Below are 2,077 nucleotides of genomic sequence, written 5' to 3' on the forward strand. Positions count from 1 at the left end.
CAAAAGAGAGGTTTTGCCGCTTCCCAGAAATCCGGTAAGTATCTGCAGGGGAATTAATTTCTTTTCAGCCATGTTGCGATCCTTTAAAAGCCTTTCAGCCTTTGCTTTCCTGTAACAGCCGTTCGGCTGTCTTGACACGTTTTTCAATTTCAGCCCAGTTATTATCAAGCATCAGTCTGGGGCTTACTATATGAGAGGTGCAGACTGCTGCCACGTTATCCAGTTTGAGATACTCCGGAATCTTGTCCAGAGTGATGCCTCCGGTGGCCATGATCCTGACGTCGTACTCCGGATAAAGACCGCCGATAAAGGAAGCGCCGCCCTTTTGTTCCGCAGGATAAAACTTCACTACCGAAAACCCCAGCGTAATAACCTGTCCCAGCATCTCGGCATTGCTTACCGCCGGAATATAGGGAATGCTGTGGAGACAGGCATACTTGATGAGCTCGGGATCAAACACCGGAGAAATTGTGATGTCCATGCCAAGGAAGGAGGCCCGGCGGATATCCCGGGGGGAACGGCAGGTGCCGGCCAGAAGATAGATTTCCGGATAATCCCGGCGGGCGATGTTGACGAAGGCCTCCATAAACCGGGAATCCATTTTCATTTCCAGCGTCCGAAAACCCGCCTGATAATAAAGATCCACCAGCCTTTCCAGCTGCTCGGGCTTTACCGCATCGATAATGGGGATAATCCTGCTTTCCGCAATGAGCCTGAGGAGATTATCCTGAAAGCAGCCCCGGCCGCCGGAGAGTTCCTTCATGAGCGATGTTCCCGAATTCCCGTTACTTAAACCTTATCTTCCCGAATTATCATTGTCATCATCGTCGTAATCAAATTCGTCGTCATCCATCATGCCGTCAGTGAGAATGTCGAAGATGCTGTCATCGTCATCATCCTCATCTTCATCGGGATCGTAGAAAAAATCATCATCCCGGCCGACAAACATGGCAAAGTCGTCATCATTGCCGGTAACCCGGCCGTCGGCGTCCACCGGCCGGCCGTCCTCGTTGAATATCACATTGCTCTCAAAGGAGCCGTTTTCATCGCTGGTGTAATAGGTTTCCTGACTGATATTGCCGTTTTCGTCATAAAGATCCCGATTCGGATCCCGGGGATCGTACTTCACGATCTCCTCGTCATCCTCTCCTGAAACCGCTTCACTATCGGGCACAAACTCGAAATCGTTCTTTTTCATGGCCGTCTCCCAGACACCTTAAAAACCGCTTTTTTCCGAAAAAGATCTCCCCCTTCCGGAATTCCGCGCCATCATAACAGCAGGTGCTATTTTAAGCCAAATGACCGGGCTTTTCTGAAAAAAATTATCACCCCCGCCGGGGCGGCCCGATTTCCGGTCTCTCCGGCCCTTCCCGGAGAACCCGCGAAGGACACTGTTCAGTCCAATATCCGCTGATGCTGTCTGACTGGCAGAAAACCCGGATCTGGCAAAAAGCCCGCCATCACCTTATGAGCCACGGGCGAAGTTAAAGTCTGAAGGACTTTCTTAACAAGTTTCCGGTCTTGCAGGATCCCCTCTCACAGCTTATCAGGATCCCAGTTCGGATATGCAGGCTCGCCGATTCAGAGCTTCTTCTGCGGATCAGCATCTTCAGGGGCAGCCCAGAGTCTCCGTTACTCATGAGTTCCCCGCCGCGCGCCGGTGCAAATTCACTGATGTAAAGGGGCAGTCAAGTCAGCTCGGATCTATGCGGTTAAATTCATCAAAGCAGTCAAATACTCTCAATCAGCGGGAAAAACTCACCAGAATCCCGGAGGACAGCGCTATTCCTCTGGATAACTCGGCCGCCGAGACATCTGTCCGTGACTATGCCGAGCTGAGACATTAAATGACCAGCGGATTTAGCTCTGCTAAGGGAGCGAAGTCCGCTGGTGTATTCTCATCGATATCATGAAACCTGCAAAGTTCATGGAACTCAACTGGAAGATTATCTTGAATTTCTGTTCAGATACATGGGTGTTCGCAGAAAGTGAGATGAAAGATGAATCACTGTCCGATGAAAGAAGAAATGCTGTTTCTTGAGCAGGCAATGCCTTGGAAATATGATAAGACCTGAAG

At 50.3% G+C, this 2,077-nt stretch carries 3 protein-coding genes; 1 reads left to right on the plus strand and 2 read right to left on the minus strand.

Annotated features, from left to right (window positions below; translation table 11 throughout):
• Window positions 1–94 precede the first annotated feature (94 nt).
• Window positions 95–763: a bifunctional 4-hydroxy-2-oxoglutarate aldolase/2-dehydro-3-deoxy-phosphogluconate aldolase gene (locus ACJROR_RS11060; protein WP_406547105.1), complete on the minus strand. Its 669-nt coding sequence runs from the start codon at window positions 761–763 to the stop codon at window positions 95–97.
• Window positions 764–796: 33 nt separating this feature from the next.
• Window positions 797–1,198 carry a hypothetical protein gene (locus ACJROR_RS11065; protein ID WP_406038763.1) on the minus strand — a complete coding sequence of 134 codons (402 nt, stop codon included), beginning with the start codon at window positions 1,196–1,198 and terminating at the stop codon, window positions 797–799.
• Window positions 1,199–1,706: 508 nt separating this feature from the next.
• On the opposite strand from ACJROR_RS11065, the gene ACJROR_RS11070 reads away from it, so the two are divergent.
• Window positions 1,707–1,847, plus strand: a complete 141-nt coding sequence (locus tag ACJROR_RS11070; RefSeq protein WP_406547106.1) for a hypothetical protein — start codon at window positions 1,707–1,709, stop codon at window positions 1,845–1,847.
• Window positions 1,848–2,077 lie beyond the last annotated feature (230 nt).

The sequence above is a fragment of the Succinimonas sp. genome (assembly GCF_045225735.1).
Taxonomy (GTDB): domain Bacteria; phylum Pseudomonadota; class Gammaproteobacteria; order Enterobacterales; family Succinivibrionaceae; genus Succinimonas.